The following is a 22,679-nucleotide window of genomic DNA, read 5'->3' as shown; positions in this document are numbered from 1 at the left end:
GCGCGGGTTTCGCGAAAGCCTGCGCATGTCCGTGGTATGACGCGTGGCGCCACCACAACAGACTTGTTGCGCCGCACAAGTCAAATTGAATATCCCGTTCGGGTCATAAAAATCTTCTAGTGCGGTTCGCGCGAAAAGCGCAGTTTCCGACAAGGCGTCGGATCGGCCGCCGGCACACTCCTGCCTGCAAGCGACACGTACCCCTGTCGCTCGCAAGCGTCGAAGAACGCTTTCCCCCCAACCAAAATACAGAGGTCATCATGAGGAAACTGTTCATTGCCCTGGCAGGGCTTTTGATCGCCGCGCAGGCTTTCGCGGCAGACGAGATCAAGCTGCTGCGTTCGCAGAGCACGGTCTCGTCCAAGTACGGCATCAGCAGTCAGAGCATCCGGTTTGAAGCGATCCTGAAGAACCTTGCCTACGCCAAGCAGGTGTACGTGCACCTCAAGCGGCCCGACGGCAGCTGGACGGATGTCGCCCTTTCCTACCAGCGTGCCGCCGATGCGGGCCGTGAGGTCTGGGCTGGCAGCTACACCGACCCCAACGACACCAACACCGGCCCGAGCTTCAAGACCTTCGATCTGGAATTTGCGCTGCGCTATGTGGTGAACGGCACCGAGTACTGGGACAACAACGGTGGCCAGAACTACAAGCAGGGCCGCGACACCGGCAGCATGCTGTTTGGCACGAACGTGCTTGCCCGCATCTATGACCTGAACAACCCGGCCTGGATCTATGGTGGCCGCTATTACGGCAGCGTGACCCTGAAGAACCTCTCGCCGAACAAGCAGGTCAAGGTGGTCTATTCGACCGATGGCTGGCAGACCACCAAGACGGCTTGGGCCACGTTCAGCAACACCTTCTGGTTCGGTGGTTACAGCAGCGCGCCCAATCCCAACCAGTACGGCTCGGAAGAATGGAACTACGAGCTGGACGTTGGCACCACCGCGACCAAGGTTGAGTTTGCCGTCGGCTACATCGTCAATGGCACGACCTACTGGGACAACAACTTCGGCCGCAACTACCTGCAGCCGCTCAAGCAGAACTGATCCCGCCTGACCCGCGCGTGACACGGCTTGCCGTGTCGCGCGCGGCCCCGGGTGCATCGCCGATGCACCCGTTTCGATCCGCGTGAAGTCAGCGCCCGCCCGGCGAGGCGCGCTCACGCCCCTGCCAGGAGGCAATCATGAAACGAATTCTCATCGCGCTTGCTGCGCTCATCGCTTGCACAGCGGCCATGGCGGCCGACGAAATCAAGCTGCTGCGCTCCCAGAGCACGGTATCGGCCTACTACCAGGTGGGGCTGCAATCAGTCCGCTTTGAAGTGCTCGTCAAGAACATCGCCTACGCCAAGCAGGTGTACGTGCACTTGAAGAAGCCGGACGGCAGTTGGATCGACGTGCCGCTGGCCTACAGCCGCCCGGCGGACAGCGGCCGCGAAGTGTGGGCGGGCAATTTCACGGACAGCAATGACGCCGGCCCGACCTACGCCAGCTGGGATCTGGAATTCGCGCTGCGCTACAAGGTGAATGGCGTTGAGTACTGGGACAACAACGGTGGGCAGAATTATCGCCAGGCGAAGGATTCAGGCAGCCTGATCCCGTCGGCGCCGGTGCTGGCGCGCTTTGTCGATACCGGCAACCCGGTTACGGTGTATGGCAACCGCTACTATGGCAGCGTCAGCGTACGGAACATCGGCGCCAGTCGTCAGGTGGAGATCCGCTACACCACCGACGGCTGGCAAACCACGCAGACGGCCTGGGCGGTCTGGAACGGTGACTTCTGGCGTAGTTACTACAGCAGCGCCACGAACCCGAACCAATATGCCGTCGAGGAATGGGCATACGGCCTGAGCCTGCCGGCTGGCGCGACGCGCATCGAGTACGCAGTGGGCTACACCGTCAACGGCCAGACCTACTGGGACAACAACTACGGCCGCAACTATGTGGTCCGCGTACAGCAACAGTGATCAAGCGCTTTGGTTCAAACAAAAAGCCCCGCCAGTGCGGGGCTTTTTTGTTGCCGAGGCGGCCGTGGCTGTATCAGTCCGGCAGATCCTTGCGCAGATGCACCGGTGCGCTGATCCGCTTGCGCAGGCGGATGTTGATCATCTCGACACACACCGAGAACGCCATCGCGAAATAGATGTAGCCCTTCGGCACATGGGTGCCGAAGCCCTCGGCGATCAGCGTGACGCCCACCAGCACCAGGAATGCGAGCGCGAGCATCTTCACCGTCGGGTGACGGTCGACAAACTCGCCGATCGGTTTCGCGGCAAACATCATCACGCCAACCGATACCACGATCGCGGTGACCATGATCGACAGGTTGCTCACGAGCCCGACCGCAGTGATCACCGAATCGAGCGAGAACACGATGTCGATGATCGCGATTTGGATCAGCACCGATGCGAAGGTCGCACGTGCGGCACCCGCGTGCTGATCCTCTTCTTCACCCTCCAGCGAGTTGTGGATCTCGTGCACGCTCTTCCAGAGCAGGAACAGGCCGCCGCCGATCAGGATCAGGTCGCGCCCCGAGACGCCACGATCAAACCACGGCGCAACAAAGAGCGGGTCCTTCAGCTGCATGATCCAGGCAAGCGAGGCCAGCAGGGCGATTCGCGTGCCCATCGCGAGCAGCAGCCCAAGGCGCCGCGCTACGTTGCGCTGGCTTTCCGGCAGGCGGCCGACGAGGATCGAGATGAAGATGATGTTGTCCACGCCGAGCACGATCTCTAGTGCGGTCAGCGTGGCCAAGGCAACCCAGGCGTTGGGGTCGGTAAGCCATTCCATGGTCGGGTATCTCCGGCAGGCGTCTTACAAAGCAAAACGGCCGCTCCGCGTGCTGCGGAACGGCCGCCGGAGTATGCCAGTTCGGCTTACTTGATCGTGTAGCCGCGTCCTTCGAGGCAGGCCGCACGCGCCTTGTTGAAGGCGCTGTTCTGACTCGATGCCTGCTGCTGCGCAGCCTGTTGCTGGGCGGCGGCCTGCTGTTGTTGGGCAGCCGCTTGCTGGCGCTTCTGCCCGCGCTGCGCCGCACCGCCAGCCACTGCGCCGGCCACTGCCGCATCGCCGGTATCGTGGTCGGTGACCGCCGCAACGGTGGCCGCCGCTGCCGCACCACGGACCCGGCCGCCTTTCGGGGCGGGCGCCGGCGCAGGCGCGGGCGCCGGGGCGGCAGCCTGCTGCGGCTTGGCGGGGTCAAACCCGGTTTGGCCGACGGCCCAGGTGTAGCACTCGGCCTCGTCTTTCTTTTGTTGCTCCGCCGACTGCCCCTTTGCGGGGTACACGAACTGCTGGGCCGTGGCGGGGCCGGCAAGGCACAACAGGACAATGGAAACTGCGCTCAGGCGTGTCTTCACGTTCGGGTCTCCCTACGGGTTGCCGCGCAAGGCAAGAGGCGGCGCGGGTTCAGGTGGAATCATAGCGCCGCGTTCCCGCGGCGAGCTCTGCGCCACGTCACATCCACTGCGGGCAGGCGCCACCAACCTGCGATAATCGCGGCTGTTTCCGCAGCAGATGCCTTAGCCCATGCACAACGAGCCCGAAACCGGCACCGAAAACAATCCAGAGCTCGACCTCTTTGGCAGCGATGCCGAACAGGTGGTCGAGCCGCAAGCCGAAGCGCCGGCTGAACCACCGGCGCCACCGCCGCCGCCCACGCTCACCGAACTGCCCGACGATCACCTGCCGATCGCCGCGTTTGCCGAGCGCGCCTACCTCGCCTACGCGATGAGCGTGGTGCGCGGCCGTGCGCTGCCGCAGGTGGAAGACGGCATGAAGCCGGTTCAGCGCCGCATCCTGTACTCGATGCACGAAATGCGGCTCACGCCCGGCGCCAAGCCGGTGAAGAGTGCCCGCGTGGTCGGCGACGTGATCGGTAAGCTGCACCCGCACGGCGACACCGCGGTGTACGACGCGGCGGTGCGGCTGGCGCAGGACTTCACGCTGCGCTACCCGCTGATCGACGGCCAGGGCAACTTCGGTTCGCGCGACGGCGATGGCGCGGCGGCCATGCGTTACACCGAAATGCGCCTCACGCCGCTGGCCGAGCTGCTGCTCGGCGAGATCGACCGCGGCACGGTGGATTTCGTGCCCAACTACGACGGCGCCTGGCAGGAGCCCAAGCTCTTTCCGGCACGCCTGCCGATGCTGCTGCTCAACGGCGCTTCGGGCATCGCGGTCGGTATGGCGACCGAATGCCCGCCGCACAATCTGCGCGAGGTTTCGGCCGCGGCGCAGCTCTTGATCAAGAAGCCGGAATCAACGCTGGATGACGTGATGGCGCTGCTGCCGGGGCCGGACTTCCCCGGCGGCGGCCAGCTGATCTCGCCGCCGCAAGCGCTGCGCGACGCTTACGCCGGCGGCCGCGGCAGCCTGCGGATGCGCGCGCGCTGGCGTGTCGAGCCGCTTGCGCGTGGTGCCTGGCGCATCATCGTCAACGAGATGCCGCATGGCGTGTCGGTCTCCAAGGTGCTCTCCGAAATCGAGGCACTGACCAACCCGCAGCCAAAAGCCGGCAAGAAGGAAGTCTCCGCAGAGGAGAAGGCGACCAAGGCGCTGGTGCTGGGCGTGCTCGATACCGCGCGCGACGAATCCTCCGACAAGGAGGCCGTGCGCTTGGTGCTCGAACCCAAGAGCCGCACGCAGGACCCCGAGGAGCTGATGCGGGTGCTGCTGGTGCACACCTCGCTCGAATCCTCGGTGTCGATCAACCTCACGGTTATCGGCCGCGACGGCCGCCCGGCGCAGAAGGGCTTGCTGGCGGTGCTGCATGAGTGGATCGCGTTCCGTTTCGACACCGTCGAGCGCCGCACGCGGCACCGCCTTGGCGAAGTCGACCGTCGCATCCACATCCTCGAAGGCCGCGCCATCGTCTGGCTGCATATCGACGAGGTGATCCGCGTGATCCGCGAGGCCGAGGAGCCCAAGGCCGAGCTGATGGCGCGCTTCAAGCTCAGCGAGATCCAGGCCGAGGACATCCTTGAGATCCGCCTGCGCCAGTTGGCGCGGCTCGAATACATCAAGATCGAGTCGGAACTGGCCGAACTGCGCGTCGAACGCGCCAAGCTGGTTGAGCTGCTGGAAGACCGCGGCGCGATGACGCGCCTGATCCTCAAGGAAATCGTCGAGGATACGAAGAAGTTTGGCGACGACCGCCGCACGCTGATCGAAGCCGCGCAGGCGGTGGTGGCGGCCGAAGCGCCGGTGCTCGACGAGCCGGTCACGGTGATCCTCTCGCGCAACGGCTGGGTACGCGCGCGCCAGGGTCACGGCGTGGACCGCGCGGCGCTGACCTACAAGTCCGGCGACGGCGAATTCGCGGTGATCGAGACGCGCACGCCCTGGCCGCTGCTGATCATCGACACCCAGGGCCGCGCCTACTCGGTGCGCATCCAGGATCTACCCGGCGGGCGTGGCGACGGCGTGCCGATCACCACGCTGATCGAACTGCAGAACGGCGCACGCGTGGCGCAGGCGCTCTCGGGCGACCCGGCGAAGGAATACCTCTTCGCCAACTCCGGCAGCTACGGCTTCATCACCACCTTGTCCGAACTTGCCGGCCGCAACCGCGCCGGCAAAGCCTTCATGACGCTGGAAGACAAGGAAGAAGTGCTGCGCCCGGTGTCCTGCGAAGGCGAGTGGATAGCTGCTGCGTCGGCCAACGGCCGCCTGCTGTGGTTCCCGCGCGCCGAGATGAAGGTGATGCCGCGCGGCCGCGGCGTGATCGTCATGGGCCTGGACGACAAGGAAACGCTGAATGCGGTCGCCTGCCCGGCGGAGCCGGTGGTCACCGTCAGCGGTATCGGCCGCGGCGGCAAGGAGATCGCGGTGGAGGTGAAGGGCGTTGCGCTGCAGGCCTGCGTTGGCAAGCGGGCGCGCAAGGGCAGTGCAATTGCGCCGAAAGTGAAGCCGGCGGCGATGCAATAGGTCGAGATCGCGATCGTCCAGATGCCGACAGAGGCCGCGTCCCGGAGCAATCCGCGGCGCGGCCTTTTTTCGTCATGGGCTCATCACGGAGAGGAACATGCTTGCGGCAGTAAGCCCCCAACCCGCGACCAGCAGGGCAGTGACCCAGGTTTCGGCTTTCCCCGGTTTGACCATCCAGGCGGGTAGATCCGAGCGCGCGAGTTCGCGTTGAATCAGGTTTAGCGTAGCCATGTCGCGTACCTCCGATTCGGGGCCGAAATGTTACGGTCAGCCGTAGGCATCTCAAGCCACAGGTTGAGTGTGAGTGGTCCTCCAGTACTGGTTTGGGAGCAGGCAGCGCGGGCAAGGACATGCCGGGTGGGGGGGCTGCGGGTACTGCCTGTTGCGCCCTCTTGGGGCTTCCGAAGTATAGGAATGCGTCAGCCGCTGAACAGGGTGCAATAGCTTCGTGCGTCAAACTTACTGAGTGGCGCATCCTGGCTGGCTTCGTAAGCGGTTGCGCGAACGCGGAGTCGTCGGCCTGCGGGGCGCGAGGTATCGCACCTGTCAATGGTCAAGGATTTCCACCGAGGGCCGTAATTGAATGACGGCCGGGGCGCGTTCCTGCCCCAGCCATAACCGAGTCAGGCCGACCATGCTCAAACCCCCGGGCGCCACGGTACTCATCGTCGACGACGCAGCCGAGAACCTCGATCTGCTCGCCGAGCTGCTGCAGCCCCACTACCGGGTGCGGGCTGCGACGTCCGGCGCGCGCGCGCTGGCGGTCGCGCGCAGTGCGCCACAGCCCGATCTGGTGCTGCTCGACGTGATGATGCCGGGCATGGATGGCCATGAAGTGTTTGCCCGCTTGCGTGCCGATCCGGTAACCGCTGGGATCCCGGTGATCTTCGTGACTGCGATGGGCGAGATCGAAGACGAACTGCGCGGTTTGGAGGCGGGCGCCGTCGATTACCTCGCCAAGCCCATCGTGCCGCCGCTGCTGCTGGCGAGGGTGAGAACCCAGCTTGAACTCAAACAGGCGCGCGACCGCCTCGCCGGGCAGAACGCCTGGCTTGAGGCGGAAGTCTCGCGCCGCATGCACGAGAACGACCAGACCCAGCTGGTCACGATCCGCGCGCTGGCACACCTGGCTGAGACGCGCGACCCGGAAACCGGTAACCACATCCTGCGCACGCAGGCGTATGTACACACCCTTGCCACGCGGCTCAGCGACCACTCTCGCTTCCGTGACACGCTGGACGCCCGCTACATCGACCTGCTGACACGCTCGGCGCCCCTGCACGACATTGGCAAGGTCGGCATTCCGGATGCGATCCTGCGCAAACCCGGCCCACTCTCGCCGGATGAATGGCAGATCATGAAGACCCATGCGCGGCTTGGAGTGGAAGCGATCGAGCTGGCCGAGCGCGACGTGGACCAGCCGGTGGCCTTCCTGTCCGTCGCAAAGGAAATCGCCGGCGGGCATCACGAGAAGTGGGACGGCAGCGGCTATCCGGCTGGTTTGGCGGGCGATGCGATTCCGGTGTCGGCGCGATTGATGGCCCTGGCCGACGTGTTCGATGCGCTGATCACACGGCGGGTGTACAAGCCGCCGTTCAGCTTCGACGAAGCGCACGACATTATTCTCGGCGGGCGAGGCAGCCACTTCGACCCCGATGTCGTCGATGTGTTCGATGATGCCTTTGACGATTTTGTCGGCATCGCGAGGCACCATCAGGACAGCGACTGATACGCCCATGACCGCGCCGCGCTCACTCTCGCAACTCGACATCCTCGGAGTCGTGCTGAGCTACGCGGTGGTGGCCGGGCTCTGGATTCTTCTGTCGGATGGGGTGCTCGCGCTGCTGGTTCGCGATCCCGGGGCGTTGGCGCTGATCAGCGCGATCAAGGGTTGGGTGTTCGTGCTGGTTACATCGGCACTGCTTTGGCTTCTCTTGCGGCGCTGGATCTCAAGTGCTGACGGCGGCGTCGCCACAGCCGACCCAGTTTCGTCGCACACAATCCGCCCGTTTCTCTTCATCGCAAGCTTCATCGTTGCGGTGACGGCTGCGGCGGTTGCGGCGACGATTCAACAACACAAGGCAATCGAGCTCGAGCGACTCCAGGCGATCGCCGATTTCCGCACCCGCCAGGTGTCGGACTGGGTGCGCGAGCGCACGATCGGCGATGCAGCCCTGGTGCAGAGCAGCCAGTTCTTCGCCGATCTTTACCAGCGCTGGCAGCTCGAACAAGACATGAGCGCTGGCGAAACCCTGAAGCGACGGCTGGCCTGGCTGGCTGATAGCCGTGGCTTTGCGGGGGTTTCGTTGTTCGACGCCAACGGCAAACGGATATGGGGCTCCGGCGACGCCCCTCAGCAAGTCGCCGACGAACTGGCGCGAGCGATCGCCAGCGTCCATGCGGACGGCAAGATCGCTCGGGTTGGCCCCTACCGTGGTGTGCGCGGCAAGCTCAGGCTGGACTTCGTCGCACCGCTGGCCGGCTCGCGCCAACCGGACCGCGATACACCGCTGATCGTCCTGCATCTCAAACCCGAGGCCTGGCTGCTGCCAACGCTGCAGAGCTGGCCGGTGCCGAGTGATAGCGGCGAAACGCTGCTGGTCCGTCGCGACGGCAAGGATGTGCTCTACCTCAGCGAATTGCGCGGTCGCCCCGGCGGTGCCGCCTTGGTGCGTTCGGCGGCGGGGACCGGGCGGCTGCCGGATCTGGATCAAGCCGGCACGCTCGGTGCAGTGCAGTACGGGCAGGATTACCGTGGCGTCGCGGCCGTTGGCGTTGTGCGGCAGATCGAGGGCAGCGAGTGGTTTCTGCTCACCAAGCAAGACACCACCGAGCTTTACAAGGAAGCGACGAAAGAGGGCGTGTGGATTGTCTTCACCGGACTCTTTGCGCTGGTTGTGGCGGCCGCTTACCTGGCCTTGCAGCGTCAGCGACAGCAACTCGTCGTATCGGCCACCAAAGCACAAGCGCAGCGCGAGCGGCTCACCGTGCTCGGTTTGCTCGAAGCGATCGTCGACCACTCTGAAGACTGCATCTTCGCGCTCGACCGGGATGGGCGTTTCACGCTATTCAACCGGGCAGCTGCCAATACGTTCGGCAAGACGGCCGATCAGGTCATCGAGCGGGACGAGCATGCTCTGTTTTCCCCGGAGATCGCCGAGCGGCAAATCGCCGACAACAGGCGTGTGATGGAGCTTGGGGAGAGCGAATCCTTCGAAGAAACGCTGCCCGTCGGGGGCGAGATGCGGACCTTTCTGACCGTGAAGAGTCCGTTGCGTGACGCCACTGGCGCGGTGGTCGGGGTGTGCGGCATTGCGCGCGACATCTCGGCGCGCAAAACCGCTGAAGAGGCTGCACGCACCGCGGCCGAGCGGCTTCGCCTGGTGCTCGAGGCCACGCACGACGGCGTATGGGACTGGGACCTTGTGACGGGTGTCGCGGACCTTTCTCCCCGCTATTACGAGATGACTGGCTACTCACCGGATGAAGTGACCGCCGATCTCGCGTTCTTCCAGCGTCTGGTGCATCCGGACGACTGGGCGCGGGTTCTTGCGGCGATGGAGGCTCACCTGCGCGGCGAGACACTCGGCAGCGAGTTTGATTACCGCATGACGACGAAGTCGGGTGCGATCCGCTGGGTCCACGCCAAGGGCAAGGTCGTCCTCTGGAATCCGAACGGTAGTCCGGCACGTATCGTAGGCACCATCTCAGATATCACCGAGCGCAAACGCGGTGAGGAAGCCCTGCAGCAACAAGCGGAAGTCTTGCGTGCGCGCAACGAGGAGCTTGAGCGCTTCAACCGCGCGATGATCGGGCGCGAGCTCGACATGGTTGAGCTCAAGCGGCGCATCAACGCGCTCTCTGCCCGGCTGGGCGAGGAGCCCCCCTATTCGGTGGGCTTTGCGGACGTCGTTCGGCAGGAGTTCGGCGAATGATCGTTGCCCCCAAACGCCGCCTGCTGCTGGCCGCTGTTCCACCCTTGGCCGCGCTGGCAGTCCAATGGGTGCTGTGGCCCTGGCTCGCGCCGCACAGCTGGTTCCTGTTCTTTCCCGCGGTGTGCGTCAGCGTGTGCGTGGCGGGTATGGCCGGTGGGCTGCTCGCGAGCGGGCTCAGCGTCCTTATGGTTTGGGCCGTGTTCGTACCGCCCGGCGCCGGATGGACGACAACGCTGGTGCCCGCCTTGCTCTTCTTGGCCGTGGCGGCGATGGTTGGTGTGATGAACGCCCGCATCCAGCGTTCGCGTGAGTATGCCGATACGCGTTTCGAGGCAAGTTTTCGACAGGCCGCGGTTGGTGTGGCGCTGGTCGCGCCAGATGGCCGCTGGTTGCGGGTGAATCGCAAGCTTTGCGACATCGTGGGTTACGAGGAAAGCGAGCTGCTTGCCCGGACTTTCCAGATGCTCACGCATCCGGATGATCTCGCACCAGACCTCGTCGCGGCGCAACGCATGCTGGCGCGCGAGATCGACAACTACACCATCGAGAAACGCTATCTGCGCAAGGATGGGCGCGCGGTGTGGGTTCGTCTGAGCGTGTCGCTGGTATGGCGCGATGGCAAACCGGACTACTTCATCTCGGTGGTGGAGGATATCGACGCAATCAAGCGGGCCACGCTGGCCCTGCAGCGCAGCGAGCAGGCACTCAAGGACGCCAAGCGGGTTGCGGGCATCGGCAGCTGGCGGCGCGATCTTCTGCGTGACAGCGCGGAATGGTGCGAGCAGATGAATCGCATTTTCGGTCTCCCGTCCGGGGCACCTGCGGCGACGATGCAGGAGCTTGCGGCGCTCTTCACGCCGGACAGTTGGGTGCGCGTTTCCGATGCGATCTCCCGAGGTGCGCGCGAAGGCGTGCCATGGGAGCTTGATGCCGAGATCGTGCGCGCCGACGGGCGCCGCGGTTGGGTGACCACGCGGGGTGAGCCGCTGCGTGACGAGGCGGGAAGAATCGTCGCCTTGCAGGGCACCGTGCAGGACATTACGGATCGCAAGCTCGCCGAATCCGCGCTGGGTGCGAGCGAAGCCCGCTTCCGCCACCTCTTTGACAAGGCGCCCCTGCCCTTAGGCTTTGCGGACGCCAGCGGCCAGATGCGCGCAATCAACGCAGAGTTTGTGCGCGCGTTCGGCTATACCCGCGATCAAGTGCCAACCCTCGACGACTGGTATCGACTCGCATATCCAGATCCGGCCTACCGGGCGGACGCCATCGCGCGATGGGGTGCGGTGATGGCCGGAGAGCGCGATCCGAGCGATGACGAATACAGCGTTACCTGCGCGGACGGCTCGGAGCGTCTTGTGAGGATTCACGCCGTAGCGCTGGATGACGGTGTGCTCGCCGCCTTCGACGATATCACCGAGCGCGAGCGTGTCGCGCAGGCGATGCGCGACATGCAGAGCGCCGCCGTCGCCGAGCAGCAGGACGCCAGGATTGCGGCGCTCAACCTGATGGAAGACGCGCTCGCCGCACGTGCGCGCATCGAAGCGGCGGCCGACGCGCTGCGTGCCAGCGAGCAGCGCTTGCTGCTGGCGCAGGAAGGTGCCCATGTTGGCCTATGGGAATGGGATCTCGCGAGTGACCGCATGTACTGGTCGCCCGAGTTCGAACGCTTGTACGGGGTCACAGGGGATGGCCAGCACACCGAGGCTGAATGGCGAGCCCTGGTGCACCCCGATGACCTCGCGATGGTCGACGCGCGGCGCGCGGCGCATCTGCAGCAGGGGGTGCCGTACGAGGCGGAGTTCCGCATCCGCCGCTCGGACGGCAGCGAGCGCTGGATGCATACCAAGGGGAGCGCACAGTTCGACGCTGAGGGCAGGGCGGTGCGACTGGCGGGCATCAACCTGGATGTGACCGAACGCAAGCATACCGAGGCGGCCTTGCGCGAGAGCGAAGCCCGCTTGCAACTCTTCGTCGAGCACGCGCCTGCCGCGCTCGCGATGTTCGATCGTCAGATGTGTTACCTCGCGGCGAGCCGTCGCTGGCTGAACGACTATCAACTGAACGAAGTCGGCCTTACCGGCCGCTCGCACTACGACTTGTTCCCCGATATGCCGGAGCATTGGCGCGCGATTCACCGGCGCGCGCTGGCCGGCGAGGTTGTTCAGGCGGACGAGGACCGTTACGAGCACGCGGATGGTTCGGTCCAGTGGCTCAAATGGGTGGTGCGTCCCTGGAGCGGCCCGGACGGTGCGATCGGCGGCATCATGATCTTCAGCGAGGACATCTCTGATCGTGTGCATGCCGCCGAAGCACTGCGGGAGAGCGAGGCGAGGCTCTCCGAAGCACAGCGCGTGGCGCACATTGGCGGATGGGAGCTCGACCTGATCAGTGGCGATCTGTGGTGGTCCGACGAAACGTACAGGATCTTCGAGATCGACCGTGGGGCTCATGTCGCCTACGCGGACTTCTTTGCGCGCGTCCATCCCGATGACCGTGCGCGCATCGAAAACGCCTATTCGAACGCGCTTGCTGAACGCACGCCTTACGACCAGATGCACCGCATCTGCATGGCTGATGGCCGCATCAAGCATGTGCACGCCCGCTGCGAAACACGCTATACGGCAACCGGGCAGCCGATGCGATCGGTTGGCACCTTGCAGGACGTCACTGCACGCGAGGCGGTGCAGGATCAGCTGCGCCAGCTGGCCCTGGCGGTTGAACAGAGCCCGGAATCCATCCTGATCACTGATCTCGCCCAGCGCATCGAGTACGTCAACGACGCCTTCGTCCAGACAACCGGCTATGCGCGCGAGGAGGTGCTGGGCAGAACGCCACGCCTCCTGCATTCGGGCCGCACAGCCGCGGCTGTGCACGAGGCGATTCAAGCCGCCCTCGCACGTGGGCTGAGCTGGAAGGGCGAACTCATCAACCGGCGCAAGGACGGCAGCGAACTGGTGCAGTTTGCCGTCATCACACCGCTGCGCGGCGCGGACGGCCGAATCTCCCACTACGTCAGCGTGCAGGAAGACATCACGCAGAAGAAACGCATGGGTGAAGAGCTTGATGCGTATCGCCACCACCTGGAGGTGCTCGTCGCCACGCGCACAGCAGAGCTGGAGCAGGCCCGTGCGGCGGCGGAGGCGGCCAGCCTGGCAAAGAGCGCCTTCCTCGCCAACATGAGCCACGAGATCCGCACCCCGATGAACGCGATCCTCGGGCTGACCTACCTGATGCGCAACGAAGCCAGCACGCCGCGCCTCGCCGATCGGCTCGACAAGGTGCACGGGGCGGCAAAGCACTTGCTGGCGATCATCAACGACATCCTCGATCTGTCGAAGATTGAGGCCGGGCGCATGGTGCTGGAGGAGCAGGACTTCTCCACCGGCGAATTGCTCGACCAGGTCCGTGCGATGGTGTCCGAAGCCGCAGCGGCCAAGGGGCTGACGCTCGAGACCGAACTGCACTCGATGCCCACCGCGCTGCGTGGCGACGCCATGCGCTTGCGGCAGGCGCTGCTCAACTACGCTGGCAACGCGATCAAGTTCACCGAGCATGGCGGCGTCGTGCTGCGGGCGCGGCTGCTCGACACCGATGGCGATTGGGTGCTGGCGCGCTTTGAAGTGAGCGACACCGGCATCGGCATTGACGCCGCGACACAGCATCGGCTCTTCACCGCTTTTGAACAGGCCGACGCCTCGACCACGCGGCGCCACGGTGGCACCGGTCTGGGCCTGGCGATCACGCGCCGGTTGGCGGCGCTGATGGGCGGTGAGTCGGGTGTCGAGAGCGAACCGGGCCACGGCAGCACCTTCTGGTTCACCGTGCGGCTGCAGCGTGTGGGCCATGTGGCGAGCGACGGCGCGGCAAACGAGCGTGGCGCCCAGCCTGAGCAGATGCTGCGCGGCCGCGTGTTGCTGGTGGAAGACAGCGCTCTGAATCGCGAGGTGGCGCTCGACATGTTGAGCGAGACCGGCGTGCAGGTGGAGACCGCCGAGAACGGCCGCATCGCGCTGGAGCAAGTGCGTGCCCACGCGTTCGATCTGATCCTGATGGATGTGCAGATGCCGGAGATGGACGGCCTTGAAGCGACAGCCGCAATCCGCGCGCTGCCAGACAAGCAGTCCCTGCCGATCATTGCGATGACGGCGAACGCCTTCGACGAAGATCGCAACGCGTGCCTGCAGGCCGGCATGAACGACTTCATCGCCAAGCCGGTCGACCCGGAGGCATTGATCGCCACCCTGCGGCGCTGGCTACCCGCGGCTCAGGCGCCGAGCCCGAGCGCGCCTGCGCCAGAGGGCGCGCTCAGCGACACGGCGGCGGCACTGCTCGCGCGGCTCGGTGCTGTGCAGGGTGTAGATGTGTCGCAGGGCGTTGCCGCGATGCGGGGACGCGCCGAGCGCTACGCGGATCTGATGGGGCGATTCGTGCTTGCGCATCGTGACGATGTCCACCTGCTCACCGACCTGCTTGCGCGCGGAGAGACTGAGGACGCGATGCGCGTGGCACACACCCTCAAAGGCTTGGCGGCCACCCTAGGCGCGCGCGCGCTGGCCGAATGTGCCGGTGCGCTGGAACATGCGGTGAAGCCCGGTGCCGAGGATGGCGTTCAGGGCACCGAGCGGGTCTTGCCCGAGTTCGAACGTCACCTCGCTGCGCTGGTGGACGCGGTGCTTGGTGCCCCGAAAGCGGCGCCAGCAATGTCCGACGCTGCTGCGCTAGTCCTCGCCGAGTTGAGACAGCTACTGCTTGAAAGTGATGCGCAGGCCTTGGCCCTGTGCCGTCGTCAGGCGGATCTGTTGCGGCCGGCGCTCGGGCCGCGCTACGACACCCTGATCGATCGCCTGCAGGCATACGATTTTGAATCGGCTGCGGCATTGCTGCCGGCGACGGACGCAGGCATATCAGCGGCCTGATCACGGCGACGCCTCCGCACGCTCAGAGTGCGCTGAGTACGGCCACCTGGCCCAGACCGAATGCGGCGATGATCAACATGGTCAGGGCACTGGCGAGCTTTCCGGGCTTTAGCAGCCAGCTTGGCAGGTCGGCGCGCCGGGCTTGTCGTTGGCGAAACAGGGTGGGATGTGTCATGGCGGGCCTCCAGCTCAGCAGGCTGTTTCGCGCCGGAAGAAGGTTCCTGGCGAGAGAGGCGCATGGGAGGGAAGCCCTGCGCCCTGACCTCAATGTAGGTCGCCCAGCGGGGCGCAGCGGCCGCATTGTCACGGTGTGTATCGCGGCCGCTCGGCGATACGTTACGTGATGCGAATTCTCAGCCGTCGGATGCCGGCGGCACCACCTTGAGCACTTCGTCCAGCGTTGTTGTGCCGCTGGCCACTTTGGCCGCACCCGAAACGCGCAGCGGTTTCATGCCGTCGCGGTAGGCCTGCGTGCGCAGCGCGGCGATGTCGGCCTCGCGTGTAATGAGTGCGCGCAGCGACGGGTTCATCAGCAGGATCTCGTACAAGCCGATGCGGCCTGAATAGCCCGTCATTCGGCACTCGAGGCAGCCGACAGGGCGGTAGATCTGCGCTGGCCGGTTGGCGCGGAAGGGCGCGACAAGCGCATCCCACAACGCGCCCTCGTCTTCCTGAGGCGGCGCCGGCTGCTTGCAGTGCGGGCACAGCGTGCGGGCGAGTCGTTGCGCCATCACACCGAGCAGGGTCGCGCTCAGCAGGTAGGGTGGTACGCCCAGGTCGAGCATGCGGGTGATCGCAGCGGGCGCATCGTTGGTGTGCAGCGTCGAGAGCACGAGGTGGCCGGTCAGCGCGGCCTGGATCGCCATCTCGGCGGTCTCCAGGTCGCGGATCTCACCGATCATGATGATATCCGGGTCCTGCCGCAGCAGCGCGCGTACGCCGTCGGCAAAGCCCAGGTCAATCGACGGCTGCACCTGCATCTGGTTGAACGCGGGCTCGACCATCTCGATCGGATCTTCGATCGTGCAGACGTTTACCTCCGGCGTGGCGAGGTGCTTCAGCGTCGAATACAGCGTGGTGGTCTTGCCCGAGCCGGTTGGGCCGGTGACCAGGATGATGCCGTTGGGCTGGCGCACCATCGCATTCCAGCGCGCCTGGTCTTCCTCGCCGAACCCCAGTTCCGAGAAGTTGCGCACCAGCACTTCGGGGTCGAAGATCCGCATCACGAGTTTTTCGCCGAACGCTGTTGGCAGTGTCGAGAGGCGCAACTCGATCTCGCTGCCCTGCGGCGTTCGCGTTTTCACACGGCCATCCTGCGGCCTGCGTTTCTCGATCACGTCCATGCGGCCGAGCAGCTTGATGCGACTCGTCATCGCGCTGAGCACCGACATCGGAAGCTGGTAGACCTGATGCAGCACGCCGTCGATGCGAAAGCGGACGAGACCCACCTCGCGCCGCGGCTCGATATGGATGTCCGATGCGCGCTGCTCGAAGGCGTACTGCCACAGCCAGTCGACGATGTGCACGATGTGCTGCTCGTTCGCATCGAACTGGCGGTTCGTGCGCCCGAGCTCGACCAACTGCTCCAGGTTCGCGATGCCTGCGGCGCCGCCGGTCGTGGTGGCGTTCTTGACCGAGCGTGCGAGGTTGTAGAACTCCACCTGATAGCGCTCGATATCCAGCGGGTTGGCGAGCACACAGCGGATCTCCTTGCGCAGGATCGGCTGCAGCTCCTTCTCCCACTCGCGCTGGAACGGCTCTGCCGTCGCGATCACCACTTCGCGCGCCGTCACCGCCACCGGCAGCACCCGCCGCCGCGTCGCGTAGGCATTCGACATCACGCTGGTGATCGCCGAGAAGTCGATCTTGAGCGGATCGATGTGCATGTAGGCGATGCCCAGCGCCCCCGCGAGCCACTCGGTCAGCGATTCCAGATCGAGCAGCTTGTGCGGCGGCTGGCGCGACTTCCAGTTCATCTCCGCAACCACTACCAGCGGATGCTGCGGCGTATGCCGCCCCCCGCGCTCCGCCAGCAGCAGCTCCGCATCCTCTGCGCCGACGTGGCCGTCCGCTTTGAGCATGCTCAGCACGCGCTTGAGCGTCAGACGTTCTTCATGAGCGGTGTGGTGCGGTGGGTGCTGGCGCTCGGACTGGGCTGTTGCCATGTGATGTCGGACTGCTTTCGTGTCGCGGTGGCGAGTAGTCTGCCTGATTGTGCGCCCGCTTGATCAACGCGATGTCGCAACATGCATGACCAGATGTTCACCCGTACCAGCATACAGGCCGCATTCGAGACCCTCCCGCCGCGGAGTAGTCCGCCCAAGAAAAAGGGGATGCCGTGGCATCCCCCGTGTCGTGGGCAGTATTTGATGCTAGTGGCTTGCGGGTGCGCTGCCTTCGGTTGCCGTTCCGTTTGCTGACGTTACTGCGGGCGTCTGTACCGGCGGGTGGAACACCTCGGGCGGTGCGCCGTTCTTGTCGGCGCCGATTGCCTGTTCAACCGGAGGAAGCGTGTGCGCGATGCCTTTGTGGCAGTCGATGCAGGTCATGCCCTTGGTGAAGGCGTCCTGGTGCATGCGCGAAGAGCGGCGGCCTTGTTCGGCGTAGTCCATGTAGGCGAAGTTGTGGCAGTTGCGGCATTCCTGCGAGTCGTTCTTCTTCATCCGCGCCCACTCGTGCTGGGCGAGCGTCAGACGCTTGGCGTTGAACTTCTCCGGCGTGTCGATCGAGCCGAGGATCTTGTGCAGCACTTCGTTGGAGGCCTGGATCTTGCGGATGATCTTAGGCACCCATTCCTTCGGCACATGGCAGTCGGGGCAGGTGGCGCGAACACCGGTGCGGTTCTGGTAGTGGATCGTGTTGCGGTATTCCTGAAAGACGTTCTCCTGCATCTCGTGGCACGAAATGCAGAACTGCTCGCGGTTGGTCCATTCCATCGCGGTGTTGAAGCCGCCCCAGAACACGATGCCGGCTACGAAAACCATCGCGACGAGGCCCAGCCCGGCAGCGCGCATGCGGGTCCAGACGCGACGCGGCACGCTTTGTTGTTGTTCGCTCATGCGTCCTCCTGTGGTGTGGGTGGGCTTACTGCAGACCGGTCGACTTCTGGAAGGTATTGGCCACCAGCGGTTTCGCGTCGGTCTGCGCCACATGGCACTGCACGCAGAAATAGCGCCGCGTCGATACGCCGGCGAGCTCGTGGCCATCGCGATCGCGGAAGTGGGTGACGGAGATCTTCGTCGCGCCGGTTTCCTGGGCGCGATTCCAGGCGTGACAGTCGAGGCACTTGTTGAAGTTCTTCGTGATCTGGTAGCCGCGGATATCGTGCGGGATCAGCGGGGGTTGCTGCACGAAGTCGCGCGGCAGTGCGCCGCGATCGTTCGGCACCTTGGGCACATCGGGTTCGAGCGACGGACCGATCACGTCGGTGCCGCGCAGGCTCTTTACGGCGACCGGTGTATCGGCGGCCTGGATCGGCAGGGCGAAGGCGAGCGTGGCGGCCAGCGCGAGGCAAAGAGAGGCTACTTTTCTGATTGTCATGATTCGCTCCTGTTGAATCGGGTCGTCATCGCGAAAACGTCCTTGCTGCAGATGTCGATGCAGCGGCCGCAGCTGGTGCAGGCAGGCGCCAGGATGAGTGGATGGGTTTGGCCTTCGCCTTTGAGCGCGGGCCGGATTACTTGAGGTTCGGGGCAGACTGTGAAGCAGTCCATGCAGTCGTCACAGGCGTGGCGCTTGTTGGCGCTCACACGCACGATGGCCGTGCGCCCCAGCAGCGCATAGAAGGCGCCGACAGGGCAAAGATGGCCGCACCAGCCGCGCGGCGCGACCAACAGATCGTACGTAAACACTGCTGCGACGATGCCCCAGGCGAGTCCGCCGCCGAACACCAGCGCGCGATGCAGCATCGTGACCGGATTGACCCATTCCCACGCGATCGTGCCGGTCAGCGCCGAGACGACGAGCACGACCGCCAGCAGCCAGCGGCGTGTCGCTTCCGGTGGCACGCGTCCGCCCTTGAGCCCGAGCCGGCGGCGCAGCGCAGCGGCCGCATCGGTAACGAGGTTGACCGGGCAGACCCAGCTGCAATACAGGCGGCCACCAACGGCCAGGTAGAAGGCGAGCACGATTGCCGCGCCGATCAGCGCGCTGCGATAGGGCAGATGACCGGCCGCCGCGGACTGCGCAAGGATCAGCGGATCGGTGAGTGGCAGCGCGCCCAGCGTGAGGCTGGACGCGAGGTTGCCCTTGACGATCCAGACGCCCGCCAGCGGCCCAAGCAGAAACAGCGCGACCAAACCGAGCTGCGAGCCACGGCGCAGCAGCAGCCATTTGTGCGCAAGCCACCAGCCTTTGTCGGCGATCGCTTCAGCGCCGAGCGGGCGGGCAACGGCTGGGGTGCCTACGTTATTCATGGCGACCACCCCGCGGGCAGGGATTCGCCCGCAGCCTTGTCGGCGCTGATGGCCGGCGCGGCCACATCGTCGCGACCGCGTACCGGCAACTTGAGTTGTTCGCCGATCAGCGAATGGCCAGCCTTTTCGCGTTCTTCCCAGCCTTTGCGGTAGTGCGCCGCCGGCGCGCCCTGCGCCAGCTTGCGCGGCAGCACCTTGATGGCAGCTTCGGGCAATACGCAGGATTTCTCGCACTTGCCGCAGCCGGTGCAGGCATCCGAATGTACGGTCGGCAACAGCATCGCGTGGCGGTCGCTGCGCGGGTTGTGCCGCGTCTCCAGCGTTATCGCCTTGTCGATGGCTGGGCATACGCGATAGCACACGTCGCAGCGCAGGCCCAGGAAGTTGAGGCAGTGCTCCTGGTCGATCAGCACGGCCAGCCCCATCTGTGCCTTGCTGATGTCGCTCAGCCCGTGGTCGAGCGCGCCGGTGGGGCAGGCCTTTACGCACGGGATGTTGTCGCACATCTCGCACGGCACCTTGCGCGCTTCGAAGTACGGTGTGCCGCTCGCAACGGTGTCGCCCGGCGTGGCGAGCTTCAAGGTGTCGAAGGGGCAGTCGCGCACACACAGGCCGCAACGCACGCAGCTCGCAAGGAAATCAGCCTCCGTCAGCGCGCCGGGCGGGCGCAGTGCAGTGGCGGGCAATGCGCGGGCTTGCCGCGCGTACAGCCCGAGGCCCAGACCGAGCACGCAAGCGCCACCGGCCGCCCCTGCAACGGTCTGCAGGAAGCGGCGGCGGTCGAAGGCGGTGCGTGCGCTTGGGCTCACGATGGCGGGCGATCGGTCGAGTGGGTGATGGGCGCCTTGCTGGCGTAGATCCGTGCGGCGGGCGCTTACGGGATCAATGGCGTGCAACGCGCTTCATCGGTTCACTTGGGCTCAGGCTTTCACCACCTTCACGGCGCACTTCTTGAAGTCCGTCTGCTTGGAGATCGGGCAGGTGGCGTCCAGCGTGAGTTTGTTGACCAGTCGGCCTTCGTCGAAGAAGGGGATGAAGATCAGCCCCATCGGCGGCTTGTTGCGGCCGCGGGTTTCCAGCAACGCGACGATATCGCCGCGGCGCGAGATGACCTTACAGCGCATGCCGCGCTGCAGGCCGCGCTTCTTCGCGTCGTCCGGGTGCATGAAGATCGTGGCCTCGGGCACCGCCTTGTGCAGTTCGGCGACGCGGCGCGTCATCGTGCCGGTGTGCCAGTGCTCCAGCACGCGGCCGGTACACAGCCACATGTCGAACTCGGCGTCCGGCTTCTCGGGCGGATCCTGGTACGGCAGCGCGAAGACCACCGCCTTGCCGTCCTTCTGGCCGTAGAACTTGATGCCCTCACCCTTCTTCACATACGGGTCGTAACCCTCGCGGTAGCGCCACAAGGTCTCCTTGCCGTCCACCACCGGCCAGCGCAGGCCGCGTGCTTTGTGATACGCGTCGAAGGGCGCAAGGTCGTGACCGTGGCCGCGGCCGAACTGTGCGTACTCCTCGAACAGACCCTTCTGCAGGTAGAAGCCGAATGCCTTGGCCTCGTTGTTGGTGTAACCCTTGATCGCGTGGCCGTTGACCTTCTCCAGCTCGCTGACCGGGAACTTGTTGACCACCTTGTTCGCGTACAGCACGTCGTACAAGGTCTTGCCCTTGTACTCCGGCTTCTTCGCGATCAGCTCGGCCGGCCACACTTCTTCGACCTTGAAGCGCTTTGAAAACTCGACGTATTGCCACAGGTCGGAGCGTGCTTCACCCGGCGCCTGCACCTGCTGGCGCCAGAACTGCGTGCGGCGCTCGGCGTTACCGAAGGCGCCTTCCTTCTCGGTCCACATCGCCGCGGGCAGGATCAGGTCGGCCGACAGCGCAGACACCGTCGGGTAGGCGTCGGACACCACGACGAAGGCTTCCGGATTTCGCCAGCCGGGGTAGATCTCACCATTGATGTTCGGCCCGGCCTGCATGTTGTTGGTCGTGCTGGTCCAGTAGCACTTGATCTTGCTGTCTTTCAGCGCGCGGCTCTGCGCCACGGCGTGCAGGCCGATCTTGTCCGGGATCGTGCCTTCCGGCAGTTGCCAGATCTCTTCCGCGTGCTTGCGGTGGTCCGGGTTGGTCACCAGCATGTCCGCCGGCAGGCGATGCGCGAAGGTGCCGACTTCCCGCGCGGTACCGCAGGCCGAGGGCTGGCCGGTCAGCGAGAACGGGCCGTTGCCCGGCTCCGAGATCTTGCCGACCAGCAGGTGCACGTTGTAGATCATGTTGTTGACCCACGTGCCGCGCGTGTGCTGGTTGAAGCCCATGGTCCAGAACGACACGATCTTCGTCTTCGGATCGGCGTACAGCTCGGCAAGCTTCTTGAGCCGTTCGGCCGGCACGCCCGAGAGCTTGCTGACCTTTTCCAGCGTGTATTCCGAGACGAACTTCGCGAACTCGTCGTAGGTGATCGGCGTCGCGTCATTCGGGTTGTTCTTCGGCTTGCCGTCGGCACCCGGGTAGCCGTTGAACTTCGCGTCCTTCTCAAGCGCGTGATTGGGGCGCAGGCCGTAACCGATATCGGTCTCGCCGCGCTTGAAGTTAACGTTCTTCTGCACGAAGGCCTTGTTGACCTTGCCCGACTGGATGATGTGGTTGCAGATGTAGTTGAGAATCGCCAGATCGGTCTGCGGCGTGAAGATCATGCCGTTGTCCGAGAGTTCGAAGCTGCGGTGCTCGAAGGTCGACAGCACATGCACCTGGCAGTTCGGGTGCGAGAGGCGGCGGTCGGTGATGCGGGTCCACAGGATCGGGTGCATCTCCGCCATGTTCGAGCCCCATAGCACGAAGGCATCGGCGTTCTCGATGTCGTCGTAGCAGCCCATCGGCTCGTCCATGCCAAAGGTGCGCATGAAGCCGGTCACCGCGCTGGCCATGCAATGGCGCGCGTTGGGGTCGAGGTTGTTGGAGCGGAAACCGGCCTTCATCAGCTTCGATGCCGCGTAGCCTTCGAAGATCGTCCACTGGCCCGAGCCGAACATCGCAATCGATGTGGGGCCCTTTTCCTTGATGGCAGCCTTCCACTTGCTTGCCATGATGTCGAAGGCTTCGTCCCACGACACGGGCACGAAGTCACCATTCTTGTCGTATACGCCGTTCTTCTTGCGCAGCAGCGGCGTCGTCAGGCGGTCGGCGCCGTACATGATCTTCGACAGGAAGTAGCCCTTGATGCAGTTGAGCCCGCGGTTCACTTCCGCGTCCGGGTCGCCTTGCGTTGCCACGACGCGCCCGCCTTGTACGCCGACCAGCACCGAGCAGCCGGTGCCGCAGAAACGGCAGGGCGCCTTGTCCCAGCGCAGCGTGTTGTCGACCGGCTCGGCCGTAGCCGGCGCAGCCTTCGGGGCCGCGAGGCTTACACCTGCGGATGCAGCGGCCGCTGCAGCGGCGTTGGCCTTGATGAAATCGCGTCTGTTCAGTGACATGCTGCCTCCGGAA

16 protein-coding genes are annotated in these 22,679 nt (G+C 65.0%); 6 read left to right on the top strand and 10 right to left on the bottom strand.

What is annotated here, in order from left to right; all coding sequences use genetic code 11:
- The first annotated feature begins 260 nt into the window (after positions 1–260).
- Positions 261–1,049 carry a carbohydrate-binding protein gene (locus tag HH302_RS16815; protein ID WP_172203406.1) on the top strand — a complete coding sequence of 263 codons (789 nt, stop codon included), beginning with the start codon at positions 261–263 and terminating at the stop codon, positions 1,047–1,049.
- A 137-nt stretch (positions 1,050–1,186) separates the two neighbouring features.
- A complete protein-coding gene (locus HH302_RS16810; protein ID WP_172203405.1) occupies positions 1,187–1,969 on the top strand; it encodes a carbohydrate-binding protein in 783 nt (260 codons plus the stop codon).
- A 73-nt stretch (positions 1,970–2,042) separates the two neighbouring features.
- Here HH302_RS16810 and HH302_RS16805 read toward each other — a convergent pair whose 3' ends face one another.
- Both HH302_RS16805 and HH302_RS16800 read right to left on the bottom strand, forming a co-directional pair.
- Positions 2,043–2,792: a TerC family protein gene (locus HH302_RS16805; protein WP_172203404.1), complete on the bottom strand. Its 750-nt coding sequence runs from the start codon at positions 2,790–2,792 to the stop codon at positions 2,043–2,045.
- 86 nt (positions 2,793–2,878) lie between these two features.
- Positions 2,879–3,361 (bottom strand): glycine zipper family protein, encoded by a 483-nt coding sequence (locus tag HH302_RS16800; RefSeq protein WP_172203403.1) that lies wholly within the window; start codon positions 3,359–3,361, stop codon positions 2,879–2,881.
- Between the two features lie 169 nt (positions 3,362–3,530).
- Between HH302_RS16800 and parC the strand changes: the two genes are divergently transcribed.
- Positions 3,531–5,930 carry a DNA topoisomerase IV subunit A gene (gene parC, locus HH302_RS16795; protein WP_172203402.1) on the top strand — a complete coding sequence of 800 codons (2,400 nt, stop codon included), beginning with the start codon at positions 3,531–3,533 and terminating at the stop codon, positions 5,928–5,930.
- Between the two features lie 72 nt (positions 5,931–6,002).
- Here parC and HH302_RS16790 read toward each other — a convergent pair whose 3' ends face one another.
- A complete protein-coding gene (locus HH302_RS16790; protein ID WP_172203401.1) occupies positions 6,003–6,161 on the bottom strand; it encodes a hypothetical protein in 159 nt (52 codons plus the stop codon).
- A gap of 403 nt (positions 6,162–6,564) precedes the next feature.
- Between HH302_RS16790 and HH302_RS16785 the strand changes: the two genes are divergently transcribed.
- Genes HH302_RS16785 through HH302_RS16775 form a run of 3 tightly spaced genes read left to right on the top strand, consistent with a single transcriptional unit; the run spans position 6,565 to position 14,781 of the window.
- On the top strand, positions 6,565–7,659 hold the full coding sequence (locus HH302_RS16785; RefSeq protein WP_172203400.1) for a two-component system response regulator: 1,095 nt from the start codon (positions 6,565–6,567) through the stop codon (positions 7,657–7,659).
- Positions 7,660–7,666: 7 nt separating this feature from the next.
- Positions 7,667–9,865: a PAS domain-containing protein gene (locus HH302_RS16780; protein ID WP_172203399.1), complete on the top strand. Its 2,199-nt coding sequence runs from the start codon at positions 7,667–7,669 to the stop codon at positions 9,863–9,865.
- Positions 9,862–14,781, top strand: a complete 4,920-nt coding sequence (locus HH302_RS16775) for a PAS domain S-box protein (RefSeq protein ID WP_172203398.1) — start codon at positions 9,862–9,864, stop codon at positions 14,779–14,781. The genes HH302_RS16780 and HH302_RS16775 overlap by 4 nt, the downstream gene beginning before the upstream one ends.
- A gap of 22 nt (positions 14,782–14,803) precedes the next feature.
- On the opposite strand, the gene HH302_RS16770 is transcribed toward HH302_RS16775, so the two are convergent.
- The 7 genes from HH302_RS16770 to napA all read right to left on the bottom strand — a co-directional run bounded on the left by HH302_RS16770 (position 14,804) and on the right by napA (position 22,666).
- Positions 14,804–14,956 (bottom strand): hypothetical protein, encoded by a 153-nt coding sequence (locus tag HH302_RS16770; RefSeq protein WP_172203397.1) that lies wholly within the window; start codon positions 14,954–14,956, stop codon positions 14,804–14,806.
- Between the two features lie 178 nt (positions 14,957–15,134).
- The gene (locus tag HH302_RS16765) at positions 15,135–16,946 is read right to left on the bottom strand and encodes a GspE/PulE family protein (RefSeq protein ID WP_172203396.1); all 1,812 of its coding nucleotides are present in this window, start codon (positions 16,944–16,946) and stop codon (positions 15,135–15,137) included.
- 207 nt (positions 16,947–17,153) lie between these two features.
- Complete coding sequence (locus tag HH302_RS16760) at positions 17,154–17,795, bottom strand: NapC/NirT family cytochrome c (protein WP_371814729.1); 642 nt, start codon at positions 17,793–17,795, stop codon at positions 17,154–17,156.
- Between the two features lie 70 nt (positions 17,796–17,865).
- Positions 17,866–18,321, bottom strand: a complete 456-nt coding sequence (locus HH302_RS16755; protein WP_172203394.1) for a nitrate reductase cytochrome c-type subunit — start codon at positions 18,319–18,321, stop codon at positions 17,866–17,868.
- A complete protein-coding gene (gene napH, locus HH302_RS16750; protein ID WP_172203393.1) occupies positions 18,318–19,196 on the bottom strand; it encodes a quinol dehydrogenase ferredoxin subunit NapH in 879 nt (292 codons plus the stop codon). Before napH ends, HH302_RS16755 begins: the two co-directional genes overlap by 4 nt.
- Positions 19,193–20,008 (bottom strand): ferredoxin-type protein NapG, encoded by an 816-nt coding sequence (napG, locus tag HH302_RS16745; RefSeq protein ID WP_172203485.1) that lies wholly within the window; start codon positions 20,006–20,008, stop codon positions 19,193–19,195. The genes napH and napG overlap by 4 nt, the downstream gene beginning before the upstream one ends.
- Positions 20,009–20,116: 108 nt before the next feature.
- Positions 20,117–22,666 carry a nitrate reductase catalytic subunit NapA gene (gene napA / locus HH302_RS16740; protein ID WP_172203392.1) on the bottom strand — a complete coding sequence of 850 codons (2,550 nt, stop codon included), beginning with the start codon at positions 22,664–22,666 and terminating at the stop codon, positions 20,117–20,119.
- Positions 22,667–22,679: the final 13 nt, after the last annotated feature.

Source organism: Niveibacterium sp. COAC-50 (assembly GCF_013184235.1).
Classification (GTDB): domain Bacteria; phylum Pseudomonadota; class Gammaproteobacteria; order Burkholderiales; family Rhodocyclaceae; genus Niveibacterium; species Niveibacterium microcysteis.
Note: the sequence above shows the minus strand (reverse complement) of the source record. Positions and strands in the feature narration are given on the sequence as shown.